General features: G+C 70.8%; 26 protein-coding genes and 1 pseudogene. 20 read left to right on the forward strand and 7 right to left on the reverse strand.

Annotation, left to right across the window (positions count from 1 at the left end; all coding sequences use genetic code 11):
- Positions 1–25 precede the first annotated feature (25 nt).
- The 7 genes from ACFWXC_RS04460 to ACFWXC_RS04490 all read left to right on the forward strand — a co-directional run bounded on the left by ACFWXC_RS04460 (position 26) and on the right by ACFWXC_RS04490 (position 6,782).
- The gene (locus ACFWXC_RS04460) at positions 26–1,141 is read left to right on the forward strand and encodes an NAD(P)-dependent alcohol dehydrogenase (protein WP_384472891.1); all 1,116 of its coding nucleotides are present in this window, start codon (positions 26–28) and stop codon (positions 1,139–1,141) included.
- Between the two features lie 68 nt (positions 1,142–1,209).
- On the forward strand, positions 1,210–1,761 hold the full coding sequence (locus ACFWXC_RS04465) for a VOC family protein (protein WP_384472893.1): 552 nt from the start codon (positions 1,210–1,212) through the stop codon (positions 1,759–1,761).
- Positions 1,758–3,440, forward strand: coding sequence for an FAD-dependent monooxygenase (locus ACFWXC_RS04470; RefSeq protein ID WP_384472896.1), 1,683 nt, complete (start codon positions 1,758–1,760; stop codon positions 3,438–3,440). The genes ACFWXC_RS04465 and ACFWXC_RS04470 overlap by 4 nt, the downstream gene beginning before the upstream one ends.
- A gap of 15 nt (positions 3,441–3,455) precedes the next feature.
- Positions 3,456–4,316 (forward strand): fumarylacetoacetate hydrolase family protein, encoded by an 861-nt coding sequence (locus ACFWXC_RS04475; RefSeq protein ID WP_384472898.1) that lies wholly within the window; start codon positions 3,456–3,458, stop codon positions 4,314–4,316.
- On the forward strand, positions 4,313–4,762 hold the full coding sequence (locus ACFWXC_RS04480; protein ID WP_384472901.1) for a hypothetical protein: 450 nt from the start codon (positions 4,313–4,315) through the stop codon (positions 4,760–4,762). Before ACFWXC_RS04475 ends, ACFWXC_RS04480 begins: the two co-directional genes overlap by 4 nt.
- Before the next feature lie 14 nt (positions 4,763–4,776).
- A complete protein-coding gene (locus tag ACFWXC_RS04485) occupies positions 4,777–6,039 on the forward strand; it encodes an oxygenase MpaB family protein (protein WP_384472904.1) in 1,263 nt (420 codons plus the stop codon).
- 83 nt (positions 6,040–6,122) lie between these two features.
- Positions 6,123–6,782, forward strand: coding sequence for a TetR/AcrR family transcriptional regulator (locus tag ACFWXC_RS04490; protein ID WP_384472906.1), 660 nt, complete (start codon positions 6,123–6,125; stop codon positions 6,780–6,782).
- Between the two features lie 89 nt (positions 6,783–6,871).
- Here the strand turns inward: ACFWXC_RS04490 and ACFWXC_RS04495 are convergent, their stop codons facing one another.
- Positions 6,872–7,321 (reverse strand): hypothetical protein, encoded by a 450-nt coding sequence (locus ACFWXC_RS04495; protein ID WP_384472909.1) that lies wholly within the window; start codon positions 7,319–7,321, stop codon positions 6,872–6,874.
- A gap of 453 nt (positions 7,322–7,774) precedes the next feature.
- Here ACFWXC_RS04495 and ACFWXC_RS04500 point away from each other — a divergent pair, with 453 nt between their 5' ends.
- The gene (locus ACFWXC_RS04500; protein ID WP_384472912.1) at positions 7,775–10,636 is read left to right on the forward strand and encodes a BTAD domain-containing putative transcriptional regulator; all 2,862 of its coding nucleotides are present in this window, start codon (positions 7,775–7,777) and stop codon (positions 10,634–10,636) included.
- On the opposite strand, the gene ACFWXC_RS04505 is transcribed toward ACFWXC_RS04500, so the two are convergent.
- On the reverse strand, positions 10,621–11,025 hold the full coding sequence (locus ACFWXC_RS04505; protein ID WP_384472915.1) for an SH3 domain-containing protein: 405 nt from the start codon (positions 11,023–11,025) through the stop codon (positions 10,621–10,623). The two genes, ACFWXC_RS04500 and ACFWXC_RS04505, sit on opposite strands and share 16 nt — an antisense overlap.
- Positions 11,026–11,735: 710 nt before the next feature.
- Here ACFWXC_RS04505 and ACFWXC_RS04510 point away from each other — a divergent pair.
- From ACFWXC_RS04510 to ACFWXC_RS04525, 4 genes are all read left to right on the forward strand, one after another.
- Positions 11,736–12,161, forward strand: a complete 426-nt coding sequence (locus ACFWXC_RS04510) for an STAS domain-containing protein (RefSeq protein ID WP_384472918.1) — start codon at positions 11,736–11,738, stop codon at positions 12,159–12,161.
- The gene (locus ACFWXC_RS04515) at positions 12,158–12,823 is read left to right on the forward strand and encodes a hypothetical protein (RefSeq protein WP_384472921.1); all 666 of its coding nucleotides are present in this window, start codon (positions 12,158–12,160) and stop codon (positions 12,821–12,823) included. Before ACFWXC_RS04510 ends, ACFWXC_RS04515 begins: the two co-directional genes overlap by 4 nt.
- Positions 12,820–13,581 carry an ANTAR domain-containing protein gene (locus ACFWXC_RS04520; protein WP_384472924.1) on the forward strand — a complete coding sequence of 254 codons (762 nt, stop codon included), beginning with the start codon at positions 12,820–12,822 and terminating at the stop codon, positions 13,579–13,581. The genes ACFWXC_RS04515 and ACFWXC_RS04520 overlap by 4 nt, the downstream gene beginning before the upstream one ends.
- Positions 13,582–13,657: 76 nt before the next feature.
- Positions 13,658–14,374 carry a GAF and ANTAR domain-containing protein gene (locus tag ACFWXC_RS04525; protein WP_384472927.1) on the forward strand — a complete coding sequence of 239 codons (717 nt, stop codon included), beginning with the start codon at positions 13,658–13,660 and terminating at the stop codon, positions 14,372–14,374.
- Between the two features lie 154 nt (positions 14,375–14,528).
- Here the strand turns inward: ACFWXC_RS04525 and ACFWXC_RS04530 are convergent, their stop codons facing one another.
- Positions 14,529–14,786, reverse strand: coding sequence for a three-helix bundle dimerization domain-containing protein (locus ACFWXC_RS04530; RefSeq protein ID WP_384472930.1), 258 nt, complete (start codon positions 14,784–14,786; stop codon positions 14,529–14,531).
- Between the two features lie 498 nt (positions 14,787–15,284).
- Between ACFWXC_RS04530 and ACFWXC_RS04535 the strand changes: the two genes are divergently transcribed.
- From ACFWXC_RS04535 to ACFWXC_RS04545, 3 genes and pseudogenes are all read left to right on the forward strand, one after another.
- The gene (locus tag ACFWXC_RS04535) at positions 15,285–15,623 is read left to right on the forward strand and encodes a hypothetical protein (protein ID WP_384472933.1); all 339 of its coding nucleotides are present in this window, start codon (positions 15,285–15,287) and stop codon (positions 15,621–15,623) included.
- Between the two features lie 5 nt (positions 15,624–15,628).
- A complete protein-coding gene (locus tag ACFWXC_RS04540) occupies positions 15,629–15,889 on the forward strand; it encodes a hypothetical protein (protein WP_384472936.1) in 261 nt (86 codons plus the stop codon).
- A 149-nt stretch (positions 15,890–16,038) separates the two neighbouring features.
- Positions 16,039–16,230, forward strand: a pseudogene (locus ACFWXC_RS04545) (DUF5994 family protein); the annotation flags it as partial.
- Positions 16,231–16,332: 102 nt separating this feature from the next.
- On the opposite strand, the gene ACFWXC_RS04550 reads toward ACFWXC_RS04545, so the two are convergent.
- A complete protein-coding gene (locus tag ACFWXC_RS04550; protein ID WP_384472939.1) occupies positions 16,333–16,611 on the reverse strand; it encodes a hypothetical protein in 279 nt (92 codons plus the stop codon).
- A gap of 394 nt (positions 16,612–17,005) precedes the next feature.
- On the opposite strand from ACFWXC_RS04550, the gene ACFWXC_RS04555 reads away from it, so the two are divergent.
- The 3 genes from ACFWXC_RS04555 to ACFWXC_RS04565 all read left to right on the forward strand — a co-directional run bounded on the left by ACFWXC_RS04555 (position 17,006) and on the right by ACFWXC_RS04565 (position 18,265).
- Positions 17,006–17,203, forward strand: a complete 198-nt coding sequence (locus tag ACFWXC_RS04555; protein ID WP_384472941.1) for a hypothetical protein — start codon at positions 17,006–17,008, stop codon at positions 17,201–17,203.
- 330 nt (positions 17,204–17,533) lie between these two features.
- A complete protein-coding gene (locus tag ACFWXC_RS04560) occupies positions 17,534–17,707 on the forward strand; it encodes a CsbD family protein (RefSeq protein ID WP_384472944.1) in 174 nt (57 codons plus the stop codon).
- A 153-nt stretch (positions 17,708–17,860) separates the two neighbouring features.
- Positions 17,861–18,265, forward strand: coding sequence for a hypothetical protein (locus tag ACFWXC_RS04565; RefSeq protein WP_384472947.1), 405 nt, complete (start codon positions 17,861–17,863; stop codon positions 18,263–18,265).
- Here ACFWXC_RS04565 and ACFWXC_RS04570 read toward each other — a convergent pair.
- The gene (locus tag ACFWXC_RS04570) at positions 18,172–18,972 is read right to left on the reverse strand and encodes a hypothetical protein (RefSeq protein ID WP_384472950.1); all 801 of its coding nucleotides are present in this window, start codon (positions 18,970–18,972) and stop codon (positions 18,172–18,174) included. The two genes, ACFWXC_RS04565 and ACFWXC_RS04570, sit on opposite strands and share 94 nt — an antisense overlap.
- Before the next feature lie 234 nt (positions 18,973–19,206).
- Here ACFWXC_RS04570 and ACFWXC_RS04575 point away from each other — a divergent pair, with 234 nt between their 5' ends.
- On the forward strand, positions 19,207–19,521 hold the full coding sequence (locus ACFWXC_RS04575; RefSeq protein WP_384472953.1) for an ANTAR domain-containing protein: 315 nt from the start codon (positions 19,207–19,209) through the stop codon (positions 19,519–19,521).
- Between the two features lie 102 nt (positions 19,522–19,623).
- On the opposite strand, the gene ACFWXC_RS04580 is transcribed toward ACFWXC_RS04575, so the two are convergent.
- Positions 19,624–19,779: a hypothetical protein gene (locus ACFWXC_RS04580; protein WP_384472956.1), complete on the reverse strand. Its 156-nt coding sequence runs from the start codon at positions 19,777–19,779 to the stop codon at positions 19,624–19,626.
- Between the two features lie 11 nt (positions 19,780–19,790).
- Between ACFWXC_RS04580 and ACFWXC_RS04585 the strand changes: the two genes are divergently transcribed.
- Positions 19,791–20,672, forward strand: coding sequence for a helix-turn-helix transcriptional regulator (locus tag ACFWXC_RS04585; RefSeq protein WP_384472960.1), 882 nt, complete (start codon positions 19,791–19,793; stop codon positions 20,670–20,672).
- Positions 20,673–20,744: 72 nt separating this feature from the next.
- Here ACFWXC_RS04585 and ACFWXC_RS04590 read toward each other — a convergent pair whose 3' ends face one another.
- Positions 20,745–21,659, reverse strand: a complete 915-nt coding sequence (locus ACFWXC_RS04590; protein ID WP_384472963.1) for an aldo/keto reductase — start codon at positions 21,657–21,659, stop codon at positions 20,745–20,747.
- Positions 21,660–21,728 lie beyond the last annotated feature (69 nt).

The raw sequence follows: 21,728 nt of genomic DNA on the forward strand, positions 1-21,728 counted from the left end.
GGCCGCCCCCTCCGAAGGGCTTGCCATGAACAGTGTGAAAGCGGCGGTGTGCCGGCCGGACAGCGAGGAGACCTTCGCGCTGGAGGAGCTGAGCATCGGTGATCCCCGCCCGGACGAGGTGCTGGTGCGCTTCACCGCGGCCGGACTGTGCCATACGGACCTGGAGGTGGCCGCCGGACGTATGCCCACGCCCCTCCCCGTCGTCGCCGGGCACGAAGGGGCCGGTGTGGTCGAGGCGGTCGGCGCCGCCGTCACCGGGTTCGGGCCCGGCGACCGGGTGGTGGCCGGCTTCAGCTACTGCGGTACCTGCCGGAACTGCCTGAGCGGACGGCCCGCGTACTGCCCCCTCCACTTCCCGCTGAACTTCGGTGCCCGGCGCTCCGACGGCTCGGTCGGACTGCGCGACGCCTCGGGCGAGCCCGTGCACGATCACTTCTTCGGACAGTCGTCCTTCGCCGGACACGGGCTGTGCCGGCCCAGCAGCCTGATCAAGGTCGGCGAGACGGACCTGCCCGATCACGTGCTCGCTCCCCTCGGCTGCGGCGTCATCACCGGCGCGGGCGCGGTCTGGAACCTGCTGAAGGTCGAACCGGGCAGCACGGTGGCCGTCTTCGGCGCCGGAGCCGTCGGGCTGAGCGCGGTCATGGCGGCCGCGGCGGCGGGCGCCGCACGGATCATCGTGACCGACCCGCACTCCGCACGGCTCGACCTCGCCGCCCACCTGGGCGCGACCGACGTGGTCGACGCCACCGACGCCGTCGACGGTCTCGCCGTCGAGCGGATACGGGAGCTGACCGGCGGACCGGGCGTCGACTTCAGCGTGGAGTCCAGCGGCGTGCCCGAGGTGATGGCGCAGGCCGTGGCCGCGCTCGCCCCGCTGGGAAGTGCCGCGATCCTCGGCGTCGCCCCGGACGCGGACCTGCGGACCAGCGCGTTCGCGCTCCTCGAAGGACGGACCGTGACCGGTTCGATCGTCGGCCACCAGGCCCCGGCGGTCCTCGTTCCCCGCGTCCTCGGCCTCCACGGCAAGGGCCGCTTCCCGCTGGAGGCCATGATCCGCACCTACGCCCTGGACGACATCAACAAGGCCGTCGACGAGGTGCGTTCGGGGACGGCCGTCAAGGCCGTCCTCGTCCACTGAGCCGCCGACCCCCTGTGAACTGCCCCTTATGTGCCGCCAACTCCCCTATCAGGCAAGGACGAAAGACAATGTCAGGGATTCGTCTGTCCGAGGTCGTGCTGCGGACGACCGACTACGACCGCCTCTGTGACTTCTACTCGCTGCTGCTCGGTCAGCCGCGCAGCGTGGAGATGACACCGCCCCCGTCCGACGACCCGGACGAGCCGTCGCGCATCTGCTTCTTCGACTTCTACTTCGAGCACCCCTACACCGAGCGCATCGCCGTCTTCGAGTGCCCGGACCTCGGGCCGGGCAGGTCCTCGCGCGGACTGCACCACTTCCAGCTGCGGACACCGACCGCCGACGCCCTGCTGGACCTCTACAGCACCCTGAAGGCGGCCGGCTTCCTTCCGGTGGAGGCGTCCAACCACGGCCCGGGGACGAGCTTCTACTACCTTGACCCGGACGGGAACCGTGTCGAGCTGTCGTCCCTCAACTTCTCCTCTCGGCAGGAGATGGGGGACTTCATGACGACCGAGGAGTTCAGGAGCAACCCGGGCGGCTTCCCGCTCGACCCGGAGCGTCTGCTGGCGGGCCGCGAGTCCGGCCGGGACCTGAGCGCACTGGTCTGGGAACGATGAGACTCACCTCGGAGCCGGGCCCCACCGGCAACCTCCCGGACGGCACGACGTACGACGTGGTGATCGTCGGCGGCGGTCCGGTGGGCCTCGCGGCCGCCGTCGAACTGGGCTCCCGCCGGCTGTCCGTGCTCCTCGTGGAGCGCGAGGACGGCGTGGTCCGCTACCCGACAGCGGAGTCCGTCGACGCCGCGTCCATGGAACTCCTGCGCCGTTGGGGCATCGCCGACTCCGCCGTACTCCGCAGCGGCTTCCCCGCCGACGCGCGGCGGGACATCTCCTTCGTCTCCCGCATGACCACGTACGAGCTGGCCCGCTTCCCCCGCCCCTGCAACGCGGACCGGCGCGACACCACGCACGGGCTGAGCCCCGAAGGGGGCGTGTGGTGGCCGAAGTTCTGGTTCGACCTCGCCCTGCGGGAGCGCGCCGCCGCCGAGACCACGGTGGACCTGCGCTACCGGTGGACGTGCGACGGGTTCGAGGACGGCACGCACGGTGTCACCGTACGGCTCTCCTCGCAGGCGTACGGCCGCCGGACGGTGCGGGCGCGCTCCCTGGTGGCGTGCGACGGCGCGGCCTCCCCGGTCCGCAAGGCCCTGGGCATCGGATCGCTGCGGGACTCGGCCGACGTCCGGGCCCGCTGGCAGGGAGCCTTCGTCAGCCTTCCCTGGCTGCGCGACCGCGTCCCGCACGCCCCGGCCGTGCAGTACTACCTGCTCAACCCCCGCCGCATGATCCTCGGTTCGCTCGACGGCGATGCCCTGTGGCGGGTCACCTATCCCCTCGCGGACGGCGAGTCGCCCGCCGCCGCCGAGGTGCGTGCCACCGTCGCCGACGCGCTCGACTGCCCGGTCGCAGAGGTCGAGGTGCTCGACGCCCGGGAGTGGAGCGGCGACGCGGTGGTGGCCGAGTCCTTCCGGTCGGGCCGTGTGCTGCTGGCGGGAGATGCCGCACACCGCATGTGGCCCTCGGGCGGGCACGGCATGAACACCGGTCTCGGCGACGTGGCCAACCTCGGCTGGAAGCTGGAGGGCGTGCTGCGAGGCTGGGCTCCGGACGCCCTGCTCGACACGTACACCACCGAGCGCCGCCCGCACGCCGAGCGCATGGTCCGCCGTGCCTGGCACAACTACCGTGCGGACAACGCGATCCTGCCCGACCCGGCCCTGGACGACCCGGCCCGGAAGGAGGCGCGCGACCTGGTCGGCGAGCGCATCATGGCCACCCGCCGGACCGAGTGGCGCTCACTCGGCGTCCAACTCGGCCTGCACTACCCGCAGTCGCCGCTCGTCGTCTCCGACGGCACCCCGGAGCCCCCCGCCGCCCCGGAGGAGTACGTGCCGACAGCGCGCCCCGGGCATCGCGCCCCGCATGTCCCGCTGGCCGACGGGAGCTCCGTACTCGACCTCTTCCGCGGGCACTTCACCCTGCTCAACCTCGCCCCCGCCGTGGACAGCGGGGCCCTGGCCCAGGCGTTCCGTACCCGCGGCATCCCCCTCGACGAGGAGTGGGTGGGCACGGACGGCGCCCGCCAGGTGTACGGGTGCGCCATCGCGCTCGTACGCCCCGACGGCATCGTCGCCTGGCGCGGTGACGCCTGCCCCGCGGACCCCGACGCGCTGGTGGACCAGGTAGTCGGCCGGTCGGCCGGGCACCGGGACGCCCGGGAACCCGCGAACTGAGGAACGGAGACCATCATGCTGCTCGCACAGACCGGCGACGGCATCGCACGGGTCGGCCCCGACGGACTGCGACTTCTGGACGCCCCTGGCCGATCGCTGGAGGACTTCGTCGTCGAGGGCCGGCTGGCCGAGGTGGCGGGCCTGCGGCCCGGCAAGGAGATCAGCCCGGAGCACGCCACGTTCGCGCCCCCGGTGAGGCGTCCGGGAAAGATCGTCGTCATCGGCCTCAACTACCGGGACCACGCGGCCGAGACGGGCAGCCCGCTGCCCGCCCGGCCCCGCTTCCACCTGATCCCCGGTTCCGCCGTCACCGCCCCGGGTGCCGTCGTCCACCTGCCGGCTTCCGCGCCGCAGCGGGTCGACTACGAGGGCGAGCTGGCCGTCGTGATCGGGCGAACCGGCCGTGACATTCCCGAGGCGACCGCCTGGGACTTCGTCGCGGGCGGGACCGTCGCCAACGACATCTCTGCGCGTGACGTCCAGTTCGGTGAGAACCCGGCGCTGCCGATGGCCGGCCCGGCCCTCGCCAAGGGCTTCGACGGCTTCAAGCCGCTCGGGCCCGCCCTGCTCACCGCCGACGAACTGCGCTTGCACGACGCGCTGGACCTCACCACCGAGGTCAACGGTGTCGTACGCCAGCGCTCCTCGACGGCGGAGCTCATCTTCCCGGTCCCTCGACTCCTCGCGTACGTCAGCTCGTTCCTGACCCTGGAAGCCGGTGACGTGATCCTCACCGGAACGCCCGGAGGGACCGGCATCGCGGACGGGCGGTTCCTGGCGGCGGGCGACGTGGTGTCGGTGACGCTCGCCAGGATCGGCACGCTGACCAGCACGATCGCGCCTCCGCATGCCGGCGCACGGCGGGCGGAGGCATGACGAGCGACGGATGCCTTCTCTGCGCACGGGCCCTCGCGCTCGCGCACGCGGATCCCGGCTGGCTGCTGCGGACGGAGCACTGGGGAGTGTCCGGGCATCCGGCGCTGCCGGCGCCCGGCTGGGTCGCGGTCCAGACGCTGCGGCACACCGAGGGCCTCGCGGGTCTGGACAACGCCGAGGCCACCGAACTCGGCCCGCTCCTCGCCCGGTTGAGCGCCGCGGTGACGCGGGTGACCGGCTCGCAACGGGTCTACACCTACTCGCTCGGCGAGGGCAGTCCCCACACCCACGTGCTGCTCGGCCCGCCCCGACGAGACCTGCGCGGCGCGGCGTTCGTCACCGGACTGCTGCGCCGCGACCCGTCCCTGGCCGACGAAGCGGCCGCCCTCCGCGTCGCCCGCGACCTGGCGGGCGACCTGGCCACCGGAAACACCCCGATCACCTGAAAGCGGTGAGATCAATGACGCAGTCGACGACGCAGCCGACCGAAGTGGCGATCCCCACGATCTTCACGTACTTCGAGACGGCCGCGAGCCCCAAGGGCCAGGCCCTCAAGGCGCAACTCGAGCGCTTCGCCAAGTGCCGGCTCGACGTCCCCGAGGACCTGGCGAAGGCCTTCGGGCGCGCCATGAACACCGGAGACCGGCTGGGCGACGCCTACATCGGCGCCGCATTCGCCTCGCCCAGGGGCAGGTCCCGTGCCCGGAAGGACGTCGAGCTGGCGCTGCACGGCGGCATCAAGAACGTCAGCGATCCGTCCCCGGAACTGGTGGCGCTGTTCGACCAGATCAACACCGACCCCGAGTGGGTGGACTGGGACAAGGTCGAGCACGGTGCCGAGGTCTTCCGGCGGTACAAGGAGCTGTACCCGTTCTTCGGAATGTCCACGTTCAACGCGTACGGCCTGGAGACCGTCGCCAAGCCGCTCGCGCTGACCGGCGCCTACACCGGCGGGTCGGCGTTCGGCCGGTTCGTGGAGACCTCCCGTCTCTGGACCGACACCACCGAGCCCGGAGCCATGCGGCCCGGTGCCGTGGGACGCCGCTCCGCGGTGTTCGTACGCGTCCTGCACTCGATGATCCGGCACACCCTGCTGCCGCACCCCGAGTGGGACCGGGACCGGCTGGGCATGCCCATCAGCCAGTTCGCGCAGACCGGAACCCTGCTGCTCAGCTCGTTCGCCCCCGGGATGCAGCTGAAGCTGCTCGGCTACCGCCCCACCGACGCCGACGTCGAGGCGATGATGCACCACTGGCGCTATGTCGGACATCTCATGGGCGTCGAGGCGCCGTGGTACCCGGAGACGGTGGCCGAGGGTTTCAAGGCCAACCTGCTGCTCGGGCTTTCCGAGCAGCCGAAGATCGACGACGACTCCCGCGAACTGTGCCGGTCGTTCATGGACACCTACCTTCCCCCGGAGGACGCGAAGGGACTGCGCCAGGTCTACGGAAAGCTGCGCTACAAAGCACAGCTCGGTCATGCGCGCTTCTACCTGGGCGAGGAAAGCTATCGGAATACCGGCCTGCCCGGCGCCGGCCTGTGGCGCTTCGCTCCTCTCGCCCGAGTGCCCGGAAACCTGACGCGCGAGACCCTGCGCCGGAACGTCCCCGGCGTGGCCGGATGGATCGACCAGGTCAACCGCCGTGATCGCCACGCATTCCTCAATACGAACCTCGAAGGCGGCGAAGCGAAGTTCAAGCCCGTCGACAAACTCACCCGGTAAAGGAACAGCCACCCTGTCCACCCGCCTCCCCGTCCTCTCCGCCGCCCCCGCGCAGGAGAGGACGGGGCCGCTAAGCTGACCCCATGCCTGAAAATCCGCCACGCGTCACCCGCCCACGAGGACGTCCACCCAAAGACGCGCAACTCGCCCCGACCGACCAGGTCATGGCGGCCGCGATCGAAGCTTTCTCGGTGCATGGATACAACGGAGTGTCGCTGCGGACAGTAAATGACGAGCTGGGCGTCAGCCGCAATCTGCTCTACCAACGCTTCGGCTCGAAAGCGAAACTGTGGCAGGCGGCCGTCGACTGGGCTTTTCGCCCCCTCGTGGATTACCTGGTGGCCTCGGACGATGAATCGGCCGACCCCATGGTGCGGCTGAGAATGCTGATCCGGAATTTCATCGAGTACTCGGCGACTCGCCCTTATCTGGCCCGCCTTGTCACGTTGGAAGGCGCGGCCGCCACGGATCGGCTCGATTATCTCTACCACAACTACATCGAGCCGATAAGATCACGCTACCTGCCCGTGTTCGAGCTTCTGCACGAGCAGGGCAGAATCAAGAAAATCCCCTACGAGACCTTCTATTTCCTGCTCACTTCGGGCGGATCCGCGCTCTACGGCCAGATCGCGCTCGCCTCGATGATGAATCCGGAGGTGACGTCGACGGAGGAGACGCGCGTGCGGCTCTACGCGGAGAACGTGGCCGAAGTGCTCCTCAACGGACTGTCATTGCCCAGCTGAACGCACGGTTCGGCACCGTCACGGCCGCCGCATTCCCTTCACCTGGGTGCGACGCCCGCCACCCCGGCCGTCGTCCGGAGCGGCGGGTCTCAGCCCTGGACGAGTTTCGCGACGCCTTCGCCTGCCTGATCGGCCGCGGTGTAGAGATCACGGACCTTCTCCAGGTAACGGCCGAGGTTCTCCAGGTAGCCGGCCGGGACGCCGCCGTGGCGAAACGTCCTCGCGATCTCGTCGGCGTGGGCGGCGACGGACCGTTCGGCGTCGACGGCGACCAGGAAACGGGCGGCGACCGCCACCTCGTCCGGCGGGAGGTAGAAGCAGGCGGTGCCGAGGTCGTCGTCACCGAGGAGATCGCCCATGGTGATGGGGAGTTCGCCGATCTCCTCAGGCCCCTGAGCCAGCAGGATCCGCTCCAGGACCTCCCACTCGCGGCCGAGAAAGCACTCGCCCTCCACACCGCCGCGTTCATCCGAGAATCCGGATACGACATGCCGGAATCCCTTGTCCGCGTCCGCAGCGGAAATCCTTCGAAGCGTCATGTCCATCGCCAACCACTCCGACCGCTCCGGCCCACAGGTCTCAGAGGTCCTCATTTTACCGGCGGCTCGCGGGACGACAGGGAGCGGCATCACCCTGCCGCCCCGACCGGACTCCTGGGAATCCGGGGACGGTCGTCGGGCCGGTTGCGGGTGCGACCGCACCGGGGAGACCACCACGGCCGACCGGATCACGACCCGCGCACCCGCCCGCCGGTCAGATCCCGAAAGCACTGAACGCGCCACCCGGCCCCGCTCCGAGACGGACCGCCCGATGTCCGGCCGCACTGGAGGAGACCTGGCTGGCCGCAACCTTGTCGGGCTGTCTTACGCGTGCGTAGCGTGTGTCGTGGCCTGGTGCCTGGGAGGTGTCGCCGAAGCGACGCCTGCGAAAGGGACGACCGGCCAGGGGAAGGTGCGGACGGTGTGCGCGTCTGATCGCCGGGGGTTGTCGTGGTGACGTTCAGACTTCTCGGACCCGTCGAGGTGTGGGGCCGAGGCCCGGTCGACGTGGGTCCTCCGCAGCGGCGGAGCGTGCTGGCGGCGCTCGCGGTGGACGCCGGCCGGGCAGTGCCGCTCGAGACCTTGATGAGGCGCGTGTGGGGTGAGGATCCGCCGGAGGGGGCGCGTCAGGCGCTGTACGCGCATGTGGCCCGCATCCGGCGGGTGTTGGCGGCCGCCGGCGCCGTTCGCACGCCGGGCCTGGCTCGGCGGGACGGTGGTTACGTGCTGGACACCGACTCCGAGGAGGTGGACCTCCACCGGTTCCATCGCCTGGTCGCCGACGCCCGCAGAGCCGGCCGGGGCGACGCGGAGCAGGTGACGATGCTCCGTGAGGCCCTTGACCTCTGGCGCGGGGAGCCGCTCGCCGGACTGTCCGGGGAGTGGGTGGCGCGGATGCGCGACACCTGGCAGCGGCAGCGGCTGGACGCGGTCACGGCGTGGGCCAACGCGGAGACCGCAGTGGGCAACCACGCGGTGGTGATCGGCCGGGTGCCCGAGCTGATCGACGAACACCCGCTCATGGAGCCGCTGGTGGCCGTGCTGATGCGGGCGCTGTACGAGTCCGGGCGCGGTTCCGAGGCCCTGGAGTGCTTCGCCGAGGCCCGGAAGCGGCTGGCCGACGAGCTGGGCGCCGATCCGGGGACCGAGCTCCGGCGACTCCACCGGGCGATCCTTCAGGACGCATCGGGGCCGGCCGAGGCCAAGGGTCCGCCGCCTGCGGCACGGCCGCGGTCCGCGCCGGTCCTGGCGCGTCTGCCCCTGGACGTACCGGCTTTCACCGGCCGGGAGAAGGAGCTGGCCCAGCTCGACGAGATCCTCGCGGAGGGCATCGGCGGCCCCGGGGTGGCGGTGGTCTCGACCCTCTCCGGGACCGCGGGCGTGGGGAAGACGGCTGTGGCCGTCCACTGGGCGCACCGGGTGGCCGACTGGTTCGGGGACGGCCAGATCTACGTGAACCTCCATGGTTTCGAGCCTTCGCGGCCCCCCGTGACCCCGGCGGAAGCACTGCCCCGGCTGCTGGAGGCATTGGGCGTGCTCCCCCAGCACATGCCGGTGAGCCTGGATGCGCAGGCCGGTCTGTACCGCGGCCTGCTGGCGGGACGGCGGATGCTGGTGCTGCTCGACAACGCCCGCGACGCCGAACAGGTGCGGGCGTTCCTGCCCGACAGTCCAGGGTGCTTCACCCTGGTGACCAGCCGAAACCGGCTCTCCGGCCTGATCGCGCTGGAAGGCGCCCGGAGCCTTGTCCTGGACGTGCTGCCCGCGGCGGAGTGCCGACGGCTGCTCGCCCGCCGGACAGGTGCCGAGCGCGTGATGTCCGAGCCCCTGGCGGTGGACGAGATCGTGAGCCGCTGCGCACGGCTGCCGCTGGCCCTGGTGATCGTGGCGGCCCGCGCGGCGATCGAGCCACGGCTCGGCCTGGCCCGGCTCGCCGCCGAACTCCGGGACGCCCAGGACTCCCCCGACGGGCTGGACAGCTTCGGCGACGAGGACACCCGGGCGGACATCCGGGCCGTGTTCTCCTGGTCGTACGGCACCCTGAGCCCTCAGGCCGCCCGGATGTTCCGGCTGCTCGGCGTACACCCCGGCCCGGACATCAGCGTGGCCGCCGCCGCGAGCCTGGCCGGGCTCCCCCTCCAGCACGCGGGCCGGCTGCTGACCGTGCTGGCCGACAGCTGCCTGGTCACGGAGTACTCGCGCGGCAGATACGTACTCCACGACCTGTTACGGATGTACGCCGCCGAACTCGCCGGGACCGCGGACGCCGCCGCCGAGACGCAAGCGGCCGAAGACCGCGTGTTCGGCCACTACCTGCACTCCGCCCACTCCGCCGACCGCATGCTGGATCCGCACCGCGACCCGATCGCACTGCCGCCCGCGGTCCCCGGCGTCTCCCCCGAACACGCCGCGGACCACGGAGAGGCCCTTGCCTGGTTCACAGCCGAGCACCCCGTACTCCTCGCGGTGGTGCACCGGTCGGGCACCGCCCCGCACGCACCGGATGCCCCGACCTGGCAGCTGACCCGCGCCCTGACCACGTTTCTGCAGCGCCGCGGCCACTGGTCCGACTGGGCCGCGGCGCAGGAGGCCGCGCTGGACGCCGCACTGCGCTCGGCTTCCCCGGTCGGCGAAGCCGACGCCCACCGCGGCCTCGGTCGTGCGTGCACCCGCCTGATGCGGCTGGACGACGCGCTCACCCACCTGGCCCGCGCCCTGGATCTCCACAAGGCCCTGGGCGACCGGACCGAGCTGGCCCACACCCACCTCGACCTGGCCCGCCTGCACGCCCGGCGGGACGCCTACCCCGAAGCGCTGGCCTGTGCCCAGGAGGCCCTCGACCAGTACATCTCCTTGGGCCATCGGGCCGGGCAGGCCCGGGCCCTGAACTCGGTCGGCTGGTATCACGCGCAGCTCGGCGACCACCGCCGGTGTGTGGCGTTGTGCGGGCAGGCGCTGGAGCTCTTCACCGAACTCGGCGTCCGCGACGGGCAGGCGGACACCTGGGACAGCCTCGGCTACGCCCACCAGCACCTCGGCGACCACCGCCGGGCCGCGGACTGCTACGGCAACGCCGTCGCGCTGTTCCACGGTCTCGGGGACCGCTACTTCGAGGCCGACGTGCTGGCCCACCTCAGCGAGAGCCACCGGGCCGCCGGCGAGCCCCAAGCGGCACGGCGGGCCGCCCGGCGCGCGGCGGACATCCTCGACGAACTCGGCGTCCCGGACTCGGACGGCGTCCGCGCCCGGCTGCACCACCTCGGCCCGCCGGGCGACGGCCGGGGCCGGGGTGCTCCGGGTCAGAAGCCGCAGTAGGACGTGGAACCCCTGACCCCGTCGGCGTTCTTCGGCAGCAGGGAGTCGCTCACCCACCCGTACGTGCCGTCGGTGACGTTCTGGAGGTACGTCCAGGAGACCCCGAAGCCCCCGGTAAAGCAGAAGTAGTTCAGGGCGTCCCGGTTGTCCGCGTAGCCGGTGATACCGCAAGCGGTGCCGGGCCCTGAGCGCATGTTCGCGGAGACGCCCGCCGTCTGCCTCACATAGGGGCTCGGGTCGATGTTGGGGCCGGTCACGTTGCAGGTCACCGCCGCGGACGCGGACGCGGGCGCGGCCAGTCCGACCACGGCCGCCGGAACGGCGAGTCCGGCCACTGCGACGGGTACGAGACCGTACCTGGCCAGCCTGGAGCTGAAGTTCCTGTTCACTTTTCCTCCCCTGCACGCGGATGTGCGATGACGTGCGCCGTCGGCACCTTCCGCTCCGGTGGCCGGTGCGGTCGCCTCGGTGCACATGACGACGATGGGCAGGCCGCCTTGCCGGAACCTTGCCGGAACCTTGCCGCCTGTCCGGCGACGTCCGGCACGGCGCCTGGCAAGGACCCCTGACAGGGACGAAGCCCGCAGAGGCTCCACCCGTCAACACTCACACCTGACCGCGACGTTCACCACGACGGCTGCCAGGCCCGTCACCCGTTCCACTCCTCGGACAGTGCACCGACCGTCGTATCCAGGCGGCCGTCGGTCACCGTGTTTCGCGCTGCCCGCCCAAGTACCGTGCAGCAGACGGGACGTACCCGCGTGGCGGCATCTCCTGGCATCGCCCCGGTACAAGGAGCGGACGGCTGCGAACCGCCCGCCGGACCGGGTTGAGGACTATGCTGCTGTACGGACGTCCCAGACCCCGGCGGCTTGTCGTTGATCGACAAAGATGGCTGCGGGAAGCGGAGTCTTCGGCCGCCACCCGGCGCATCACTGGAAGGAACCGGGTGGATCCGCTCTTCTGCACCACAGGCCGCGGACCCAGCCGTTGCTTCACCTCCGCCGAACCTACGCCCTGGCCGAGAGCACGCCAAGGAGGCCGGGATTTCCCGGCGTCACCGCGTCCGCTGCCGTACGGTCCTCCGAACCGAGGCGTCATGCCCCTCCCCCAGCTCACCGTCTACCGTCATGACCGAAGGAATCGGGCACTCATCACCCTGGCCGGCGAGATCGACCTGGAATCCGCCCCACTGGTACGCAGGGCACTGGCGCAGTGCCTGAGCGACGGTATCCGCATCATCGACATCGACCTCACTCCCGTCACCTTCTGCGACTGCAGCGGCCTCAACACCTTCCTTCACGCCGCGCAGAAATCCACCGAGGCCGGCGGAACCCTGCGACTGCACCACCCGCCACCGACACTGGGCCTGATACTCGACCTGACCGGCTCCGGGTTCCTGCTCCTCGGCGTTCCGTCCGGGCATCTGTCGCCTCCTCCCGGGGGTGTCCCGGCTCCGGCCGCCCACATCCCACCGCGCCGGACACATCCGCTTGCCTCTGTGCTCCCAGGTGATGCGCGGTGACGGCCCGGGCAGGGCTGGGACAACCCCGAAAGCGCCATGACAGCGAGTCGTCCACCATGGACGCGGTCCGGTTGCGTCGGGTCAACCGCTGGCAGGCGCAGGATCTGAGCGGGAAGCTGACGGATCTGTACGTGGACTCCCGCGAGACGTCGCCTCCTGAGGCGTGCCGACGTCTCAGCCGCCGGCGCTTTCTGAACCGTCTCACCGCCGACATCCGGCGGCCGGGTTTCGCCCTGGTGATCGCGGAGACGGACCGCCTCGTGGGATGCGCATTCGGCTTCCCGGTGCGCGGCGACGGCTGCTTGTGGCTCGGGGTCGACGCGGCACTGTCGCGCGGAATCGGGCAACTCACCGCGCCGGGCGGTGTCTTCGCGGTCACCGACATCCTGGTCCGTCCGCATCCGCGGGGTGCGCACGTGGCCCGCCGGTTACAGGACCGGCTGCTGGCCGGCCATCAGGCGAAGCTCGGCGCCACCCTGGTGGACGGCGCCGATCTCCCCGCCCTCGCCGCGCTCCGTTCCTGGGGGTGGCTGGACGTGGGCGAGACCTGGATGCCGATCGGCGCCACACTTCTCCGCGTGCTGGTGCTTCCCGTCGGTGAACGAACGACGGCGCGGTTGCGGGGACCTGCGCACGACGCCTGGACGCGGTGGCCCGGGTGAGGTCCGGCAGCCGGTCGGCCCGCATCCAGATGCTGGTCGCCGAGCAGACGGCGCGACGCGGCACCCGGGTCGGTGTGGTGGACGTCTGCACCGCGGCCGTGGCCGCGCTGCCGGTCGGCGGGGCCGGGCTGTCGGCGATGTCCCGCGGCGCGGCCAGCCATCCGCTGTGCAGCACCGACAGCATCAGCGAGCAGTTGGAGGAGCTGCAGCTCACCCTGGGCGAGGGGCCCTGTGTGGATGCCTTCCTGCACGGCTCGGCCGTCCTGACTCCCGATCTGCTGACCGTTGAACTGCACGACCGCTGGGCCGTGTTCACGGATGCGGCCCTGAAAGCCGGGGCACGCGCCGTCTTCGCGCTTCCCCTGCAGATGGGGGCGATCTGTCCGGGCGTCCTGGACCTGTACGCCGACGTGCCGACCGTGCTGAACGCGGAGGAGCTGGCCGATGCGCTGGCGTTCGCCGATCTCGCGACGCTGCTCCTGCTCGACGCCCGGATCGACGAGACGGGTGAGCCGGCCGACGGGCCGTCGCCGGACCGCGGCTTCGACGACCTGGGCGGATACCGGACGGAAATCGCCCAGGCCACCGGCATCCTCACCGTCCAACTCGGCGTCGGCATCAACGAAGCCTTCGTACGACTGCGCGCCCACGCCTACCTGCAGGGGCGCCGGCTCGCGGACGTGGCCGCCGACGTGGTGGCCCACCGGCTTCGCTTCTCCCCGCACGCGGAGCCGGACCAGGACGACGAGCAAACCTGACGCACCGGCGCCGATCGCTGAACCGGCTGACTTCCCGCCCCTTCCGGGGGGAATAGTCTCAATCGAGGGTGACACGATGAATCAGCAGCTCCTGGCCAAGACCTTCGTCGAACTGGCGGACAACCTGGTCGCCGACTTCGACCTGATCGACTTCCTGCGCCTGCTCACCGACCGCTGCGTGGCGATGCTCGGCGCCGACGCCGCCGGGGTGCTGCTCGCGGACCACGACGGCGCACTGCGGGTGATGGCCGCCTCCGACGAACAGGTACGGCTGCTGGAACTCTTCCAGCTCCAGAGTGATGAAGGACCGTGCCTGGAGTGCTTCCGCTCCGGCACACCCGTGATCGTCGCCGACCTGACCCTGGAGGTCGGCCGATGGCCGCGCTTCGCCACGGCGGCCCACCGCAGCGGGTTCGGGGCGGTCCAGGCCTTGCCCATGCGCCTGCGGGACGAGGTCGTCGGCGCCCTCAACCTCTTCCGCGCCGCTCCCGGCCCCTTCGACCCGGCGGGCACACTCATCGCCCAGGCCCTGGCCGACGTCGCCACCATCAGCCTCCTGCAACAGCGCTCCACCCACCGCAGCACGATCCTCAACGAACAACTGCAGACCGCGCTCAACAGCCGCGTACTGATCGAACAGGCCAAAGGCAAACTCGCCGAACGCCAGGGCATCGACATGGAACAGGCCTTCACCACCCTGCGTGGCTACGCCCGTTCCCACAACCGGCGCCTGTCCGATGTGGCCCGCGCCTTCATCGACGGCTTCGAACCCCTCCCCGGACTGGGGCCCTGACCCCATCGGCGCCACCGACGGCCGCCGCCACTGTGCGACGACGACCGTGGCCACAAGGATGTGAGGCCCCCTCCACCGTCTTCTCGTGCGCTGTTCTCCGCGGCGGCGGGACTGGTGGGAACCCCCCACGGGCACGGTGTCCATGCCGCGCAGGTCAGGTGTCGGACTCCTCGCGAAGGGGAGTCATGGGACCGGGGCGCCGGGCGAGTCGTCGTAGCACGGTGCGGCTGTCGTGCTCGACGAGGATCGGCACGTAGGTGGCGATGCGAGCGTTGCTGAGCGGCTGGTAGCAGTCCTGCACGACGTCCCGCACGACTGCGGCCGTCAGCAGGTCGGCGTAGAGGGCAGTCAGATGGTCGGTGAGCTTCTCAAGGGTGTCGGGCAACCGGGTCTCGGCCGTGTTCGCGCTCATGGCGCGCTCCTTACTCTGACAGACGGTCGGCCTGGGCAGCCGATCAGTATCCGGGTGCTCGGCGTCGGGCCGTCCGCTTCCCACACTTGCACGGATCGCGTCCGTGCAACGGCCCGCCGGATGTGTTCATCCACTGGCCATCTCGGATGGGTCGACTCCGCCCACCGGTCGCGGGGGGTGGGCCCCGGGGGGGGGGGTGGGGTATGTCGAGCGGCGGAGGCTCCAGGGGGTGAGGCGGGTCTTTCGGGCCCCGGCCCCCGACCCCGCCCACCGGTCGCGTGTCATCGCGACCGGTGGGCGGAGTCCGTACGGCCGACCGGCGGAGTAGCCTGGAGTTACCGAGGGTATTTCGCGCACCGGCCCCCACGCCCGTGTCATTTTCGGCGATTGATCACGCCGGGGCGGTTCCGACCGGTCCGGAGCAGGGTTCGCATCATGACTGCGGCCGTTTCGTACACACCAACCCTCGGACACCGGCCCTCCTCTCCCTCCCTCCGCATGCCGTCGTCTCTCACCGGTTCGGCACCGGCACTGCTGCAGGACGCCTGGTGGCCCCACTCCCGTGGTACCGAGGCGACGCCCGTCTCGGCCGCCTGGCTGATGGCCGCCGTGAGCGAGCCACTGCGCACGTCGACCACGGGCCGCCTGATGGAGGAGGCGGCGCGCCTGCGCACCGTGACGGAGACCGACCGGGCCGTGCAGGCCGTCTGGGATGCCGAAGGAGGCCACGAGGCACGCGCTCCGATCACACGCCCACGGATCCCGGCCGTCACCGGTGCGGTACTCGGCATCAGGCCAGTAGCTCTTCCGACACCGAATCCGGCGCAAAGGGCGTGATGGCCATGGAGACCTTCGTGACCGTGGTCGTGCTGCTGGCGATGGTGGCCGTGGGTGTGTTCCTGATCCATCTGCTCAACAACCAGCACGACGACCGCATCAGCGCTTTCCCCTACGGCCGCTCCCGGACCGCTGTCCGGGGATCTGCGCCGTCGGCCCGGCAGAAGACTCGCGGTCGTGCCGGAACGAGCGGCACCGGTGACCACCACGACGGGGGACGCGGACGGCTCCGGCCACGGCGCCGGACTCGGGCAGGAGAGAAGTGAGTCGCCATGCTCCCCGCCACGCAACCCGTCAGGCTTCTGGCGGACACCAGCAGTGAGCCGGTGCTCCCCGGCACCGCGGTCCTGCGACGACGCCCCGTCGCACGGGGACGTTCGACGGCGCGTGGTGGCCGAGGACGCGCGACCCTGAGAGCCAGCTTCCCGGACTGCTCATCGCGTTGGCCGCACGGCTGGGCCCCATCGCCCGCGTCGGCCTCGACGCGAGCGGGTGGGACAGCGCACCGGGCCGCCTGGTCGTCGAGGGGCGTCCGGTCCGTATCGACTGGTCCGCCATCGGGGACAGCACGATGATCGTCACCCGGGGCGACCAGGACCACTTCCTGTTCCTGGTGATCCCTCCGGAGACGGCTCCCGCGCCCGCACGCGCCGCGATGGCCATGGCGGTAGCCGCTCGGGATTCTCCGGATGCCAGGCCGGTTCACCGGTCACCCACGGTGTTCATCGTCCCGACGGTCCTCGCGCCTCCAGCGCGCCCGGTTCTGCCGGCTGTAGCGGCGGTCCCAGCGGTCCTGACGGTCCCGGCGCTCCCGGTAGTCCTGGTAGTCCCCGAGATCGGACCCGTCGCCACGGATCCAGCCTCCCCCGCGATCGCGGCCGTAGCGGGTGACGCCGAAGAGCAACACGGCCGCGGCCACCCACCAGAAGGGATGGAGAAAGCCGAGGCCGAACAGGACCACGGTCAGGACGAGAAGCAGAGCGAACACGGCGGGCCTCCCCGGAGCGGAGCAACGCATCAGTGCCGGGGGCCGGGGCCTGTTCCAACAGACTAGCCCTCCCTGGAGGTTACGGACAGCGACCTTGTCCGCGGCTTCCGACCGAAGCGGTGGGAACCGGATGGCCACTTGGCATCTGTCCGGGGAGTACGGCGAGGGCTAGCGTGCGTGGTGCGGCCCTGGCCCCCGGCAGCGTCGATCACCTCTCGCGCTCCTCCGAGGGCGCACCTCGCGCATCAGTGCCGGAATCCGCCCCGTCGCCGACGGGCGACTCCGGCGCCCGCCGTCCCCACTCGATTCGCTCCTGGCGCGTTATCGATGCGCTCCCTGCGGGCACCCTTCTGCTGCCCGCCGCGTCGCACGCATTTCCCGACAGGCGGTACACATGTACGCGCTGATCGTTCCGGCTTCGACCCCCTTCGTCCTGCTCGCCACCGTGCTGGGCCTGTCCTGGTGGGAGGACCGCATCCTGCCGCCGGCCGAGCCGGCCGAAGCCTCCGGCGAGGCTCCGCTTTCTCCTGCCCCGCTCACCGAACTCCTCAGTGTCGACACTCCGTTGACAAGGGAGGTCGCCCGGCGTTGACTGACAGCACGGTGCAGGGCCATGCCACTCCGGATCACTCGGGTGACGCATTCCGCCTTCCCGCTTCGCCCGGACCCCGCGGAAGTCAGGTAAGTTCCCGCGATCCGGAGGCCCGGCAGTGCTCCTGTGGATTCTTCTCTTTCTGCTGATCCTGGTGGTGTTCGGGTTCGGCTTCACCATCCAGGCCCTTTGGTGGGTCGCCGCTGCCCTTCTGGTCCTCTGGATTCTCGGCTTCGCGAAGCGCGGGCGAGGCGGGGGCCGGCGCCGACACAGCCGCAGGTAGCCCGCTCCGAGACTCGATCCCGCCCGCACACCATGAGGAGGCCGACCATGAGCGTCGGACAGATGATCAAGCACAAGACGCAGGTGCTGAAGGGCCTGGTCACGGAACGCATCGGCCGGACCACTCGCAACAGGCGACTGGAGCGGCGCGGCAGGATCGACCAGGTCTCCGGAAACCTGAAGCAGTCCGGCGACAACGCCAAGGACGGCTTCAAGCTGTGACAGAAAGCGCCCCGGCCGTTCCCGGACCCTGCGGACGCCACCCGGCAGGCCTCAACGCTCAATGAGCCGAGCCGCTGTGATCGTCATCGGTCTGGCGGCGCTTCGGCCCCGAGTACGGAGCTGCCGTTTTCGCCCGAGGTTCACGAGCACCGCATGGCCCGATGGGACGCTGTCCAGGAGCAGTTCGTCGAGTCACCGCAGAAGGCCGTGATCGAGGCGGATGCCGGCAGCTCCGATCGCGAACCCGGTCCGGAACTGGTCCCACAAGACGACCCGGACAGGTTCGCCCTGCGCCTCCAGCAGTCCCTCAGCGCCTTCGTCGGCAGTCCGCGCCAGGCGGTGGACGAGATCCCCTCCCCGCAGGAAGCACAGCCGTCGCAGGAAACCGATGCGCAGATCGCGCCGGCCGGACGGCGGCGGCTGTGCTGCAGCATGCCGACCGGCCCGGACCGGCTCTTTACCGTTCAGCGAGCGGTGACGCCGGAACTGCTCACGGCACCACTGCCGGACGGCCCGGACAACCCGGACGACGCCGAAGCCGTGGCACTGGGACTGTGACTCGGGCCGGGACGGGTGTCCGGCGCCGCGCTCGTGTCCGGGGCCGCGCTCGCGTCCGGCAAGCCAGAGCTGCCCGTCTGCGTCGCCGAGCCACTGGACGCACCCGGAGTGGGTGTCACGCTCTCTGTGGGACCACTGCTACCGGCCGAGCCACCTCCCACCGAGGTTCCCTTGCCCTGCTCGTTCCTGACCACGGCCGCCACCGGCTTGCCCATGATGAGTTCCCCTGCGGTCACCGTGACCATCGCCAGGGCGAACACCAGGCCCGTCGCCAGGGCGTACTTCTTCCAGCCGATGGACCTCCGGAGGGATCCGCCCCGATAAGTGGTGACCGACTCGCCCTCGGAGGGCACCAAGGGCCGTGGCGCGTCGGCATCCGCAGCATCGGCCGGCAACCCGAACGCCGCTCGGGCGTCCGCGCGGTGTTCCGCCCGCTCCTCGCCTGGCGTCCTCGGCACTCCCACCGGCGGTATCCGGCTGCGGATACCCTCGCCCGTCCGCCGGAAAGCATGCGAGAAGACCGCTGCGCCGGTGGTCGCGCTGGCACTGACCACGGCGGCGCCGATGATCGTCCCGGTCACCCCCAGCAGGGACGCCAGCACCGCGCCCACCACCGTCGCGAGTGCGCTCGCCACCACCTGCACAGCGGTCAGGTCGAGCACCTTGCGCTTCGGCGCCCGTGCCTCTTCTTCTCTGCGATTCTCCATCAATGTCCCTTGATAGTGCCGGAGCCCGACGGTCATCGACGCCGCGGCAATCGGCGTGATCACGGACAGCGAGGAGCAGGCCGAGCGACAACCCGCCGGCCACCCCCGCTGAGCGCGGGGCATAGGTGAGGCTTCTTCGGCGGTGCGGACGGTACAACGGGACGACTGCCCGTCTGACGGCGTTTCACCTGCGATCAGCGCCCCGGGACGGCAGCGGAGCCTCCGATCACCGCCGTGGAAACATCGCGGTGGCCCTCTCCCGGACCATCCGAGAGACCGGCCTCAGGCCTCTGCGGCTACCGCGCCGAGATCGACCAGGCCACCTGCGTCCTCATGGCGCAGCTAGAAGTCGGCTTCGAGGAGGCCTTCATCCGGCTGCGCACCCGCGCGTACGCCCGGGGGACACGGATCTCGGTGGTCGCCGCCGACGTGGTCGCCCACCGGATCCGTCTCCCGCCGGGCACGACTCCGTCCGGCGTGCAGTCGCCGGATGCAGGACCTCCCCGACACACAACCGCCCGATGCTGGACCGCCCGTCGAGGACCCTGATACTCACGTCCCCCGCACAGAGGTGCGCACGGTGCGTCCGGACGTACGGCCCTGTCCTCGTCCGGAGCGGCCGGGCCGGCGCGGGGTTCGTGCCGTCGTGGGTCATTGCGCACTCGACCGCACACCGCGCGGGAACACGGCGCTGGTGAGGGTGCCGAGGAGGACGAGGACGGCGTTGACCGCGATGGCCGTCTTCAGTCCGCCGAGGACGGCCGAGGCTCCGGTGCCGGTCATCGCGGCGGTGGCGATGGCGCTCATGATCGGCGTACATGGGCGCTCCGTCCGAACTGGGAGACTTCCTCAGGTCCCGCCGTGCCGCACGGCGCCCGGAGGACGTCGGCATCACCCCGCGTCCGACCCGCCGCCGGGTCAGCGGGCTGCGCCGGGAGGAGCTGGCTATGCTCGCCGGGGTCAGCATCACCCACTACACCCGTCTCGAACAGGGCCGCGCCCTCAGCGCCTCGGACTCCGTGCTGGACGCGATCGCCCGCACCCTGCGGCTGACCGACGACGAGACCGCGCACCTGAAGGACCTGGCCCGCCCCACCGCCGCCGTGGCCCGCCCCACCGCACCCCGCGCGGAGCAGGCCGGCCCCTCGGCACGGCAGCTGCTGGCGGCGATGTCGGAGGTGCCGGCGCTGGTCCTGGACCGCCGCAACGACGTGCTGGCCTGGAACCGGCTGGGGCACGCACTGCTCGCCGCGCATCTGCCCGCGGACAGCCCCGAGACACCGGGCACCCGGCCCAATGTGACGCGGATGCTGTTCCTGGACGGGCGCTACCGCGCGCTGTACACCGACTGGCACGACGAGGCGCAGCTCGCGGTCGCCTCGCTGCGGCTGATCGCCGGCCGGCACCCCGACGACCGCCGGCTGACCGAACTGGTCGGCCAACTCACCGTGCGGTGCGACGAGTTCACCGCCCGCTGGGCCCGCCATCCGGTGCGCACCTGCACCTCGGGGCTGAAGCGGCTGCGTCACCCGTTGGTCGGCACGATGGACCTGAGCTTCGAGAACCTCGTCATCCCGGGCTCGTCCGGCCAGCGCCTGATCGCCTACACGGCCGAACCGGGCTCACCCTCCGAGGCGGCTCTGCGCCTGCTGGGCAGCGCAGCCGCACCTGAGGTCGAGAGCACCTCCGCGGCGGTGTGAGGCCGCATCGCGCCGACCGGCCGGGAGGCATACGGCGCCTCCCGGCCGGTGCCCTCTCAGGCGCCGCGCTGGTCAGTCGTGCGTGGTGGGGTCCACTTCGCCCCAGGCGAGCCCCGCTCCGCGGTCCATACCGCGAATGAGGTCCATGTCGGCGTCGTCGATGCGGAACGAGAAAACGTCCAGGTTCTCACGCATACGGACCGGGTTGGTGCTCTTGGGAAGCACCGGACAGCCGTTCTGCACGCCCCAGCCCAGAAGGAACTGCGCCTCGGTCACACCGTATTTCTCCGCCAGCTTCCTGAAGGGAGAATCGGCGCGCTCTCCTTCGGCGCGCATCTCCTGCGTCTTTCCGCTCAGGTGGCCGGGCGCGGTGCGCCAGGTCGACAGCGGAACCAGGCTGCTGTAGGCGATGGGCGTGATGCCCTGCTGGTTCAAGTAGGAGACCAGCTGGGGCTTCTGCGACCAGGGGTGCAGTTCGATCTGGTTGGCGTGCGGAACGGGAAGTCCCGCCTCGACCAGCTCGTCGATGTGAGCGGCGTTGAAGTTCGAAACGCCGATCGCACGCGCCTTGCCGCTCTTGTAAGCCTCGACCAGCGCCTGCCACTGTTCCAGACGCTGCTCACGCCCGAACGTGGCGTGGACGAGATACAGGTCGACCTGCTCCAGACCGAGCCGGTCAAGACTCTCATCGAGGGACCGCAGGGTCTCTTCACTCGTCTTGCTGCGTTCCTGCGCCAGCGGCCACAGCTTGGTCGTCACGAACACGTCGCCGCGCTCGAGACCTTCTTGCCGCATACCGCGACGCAGCCCTTCGCCGACGCCGCGCTCGTTCTCGTACACCTCGGCCGTATCGACGTGCCGGTACCCTGCGGCCAGGGCATTCTCGACGGCGGACGCGGCCTCTTCATCCGAAATGAGATAAGTCCCGAAACCGACAAGGGGAATCTTCACCCCAGCGGTCAACTCACGATCATGCGCAGTGGTCATCGTAATCTCCCTGCCGTTTTTTGCATCTCACTGATGGTTCGAGCGGTACTGATGGAACGGCGAGTCCCG

The sequence above is a fragment of the Streptomyces sp. NPDC058683 genome (assembly GCF_042716195.1).
In the GTDB taxonomy this organism is placed as follows: Bacteria; Actinomycetota; Actinomycetes; order Streptomycetales; family Streptomycetaceae; genus Streptomyces.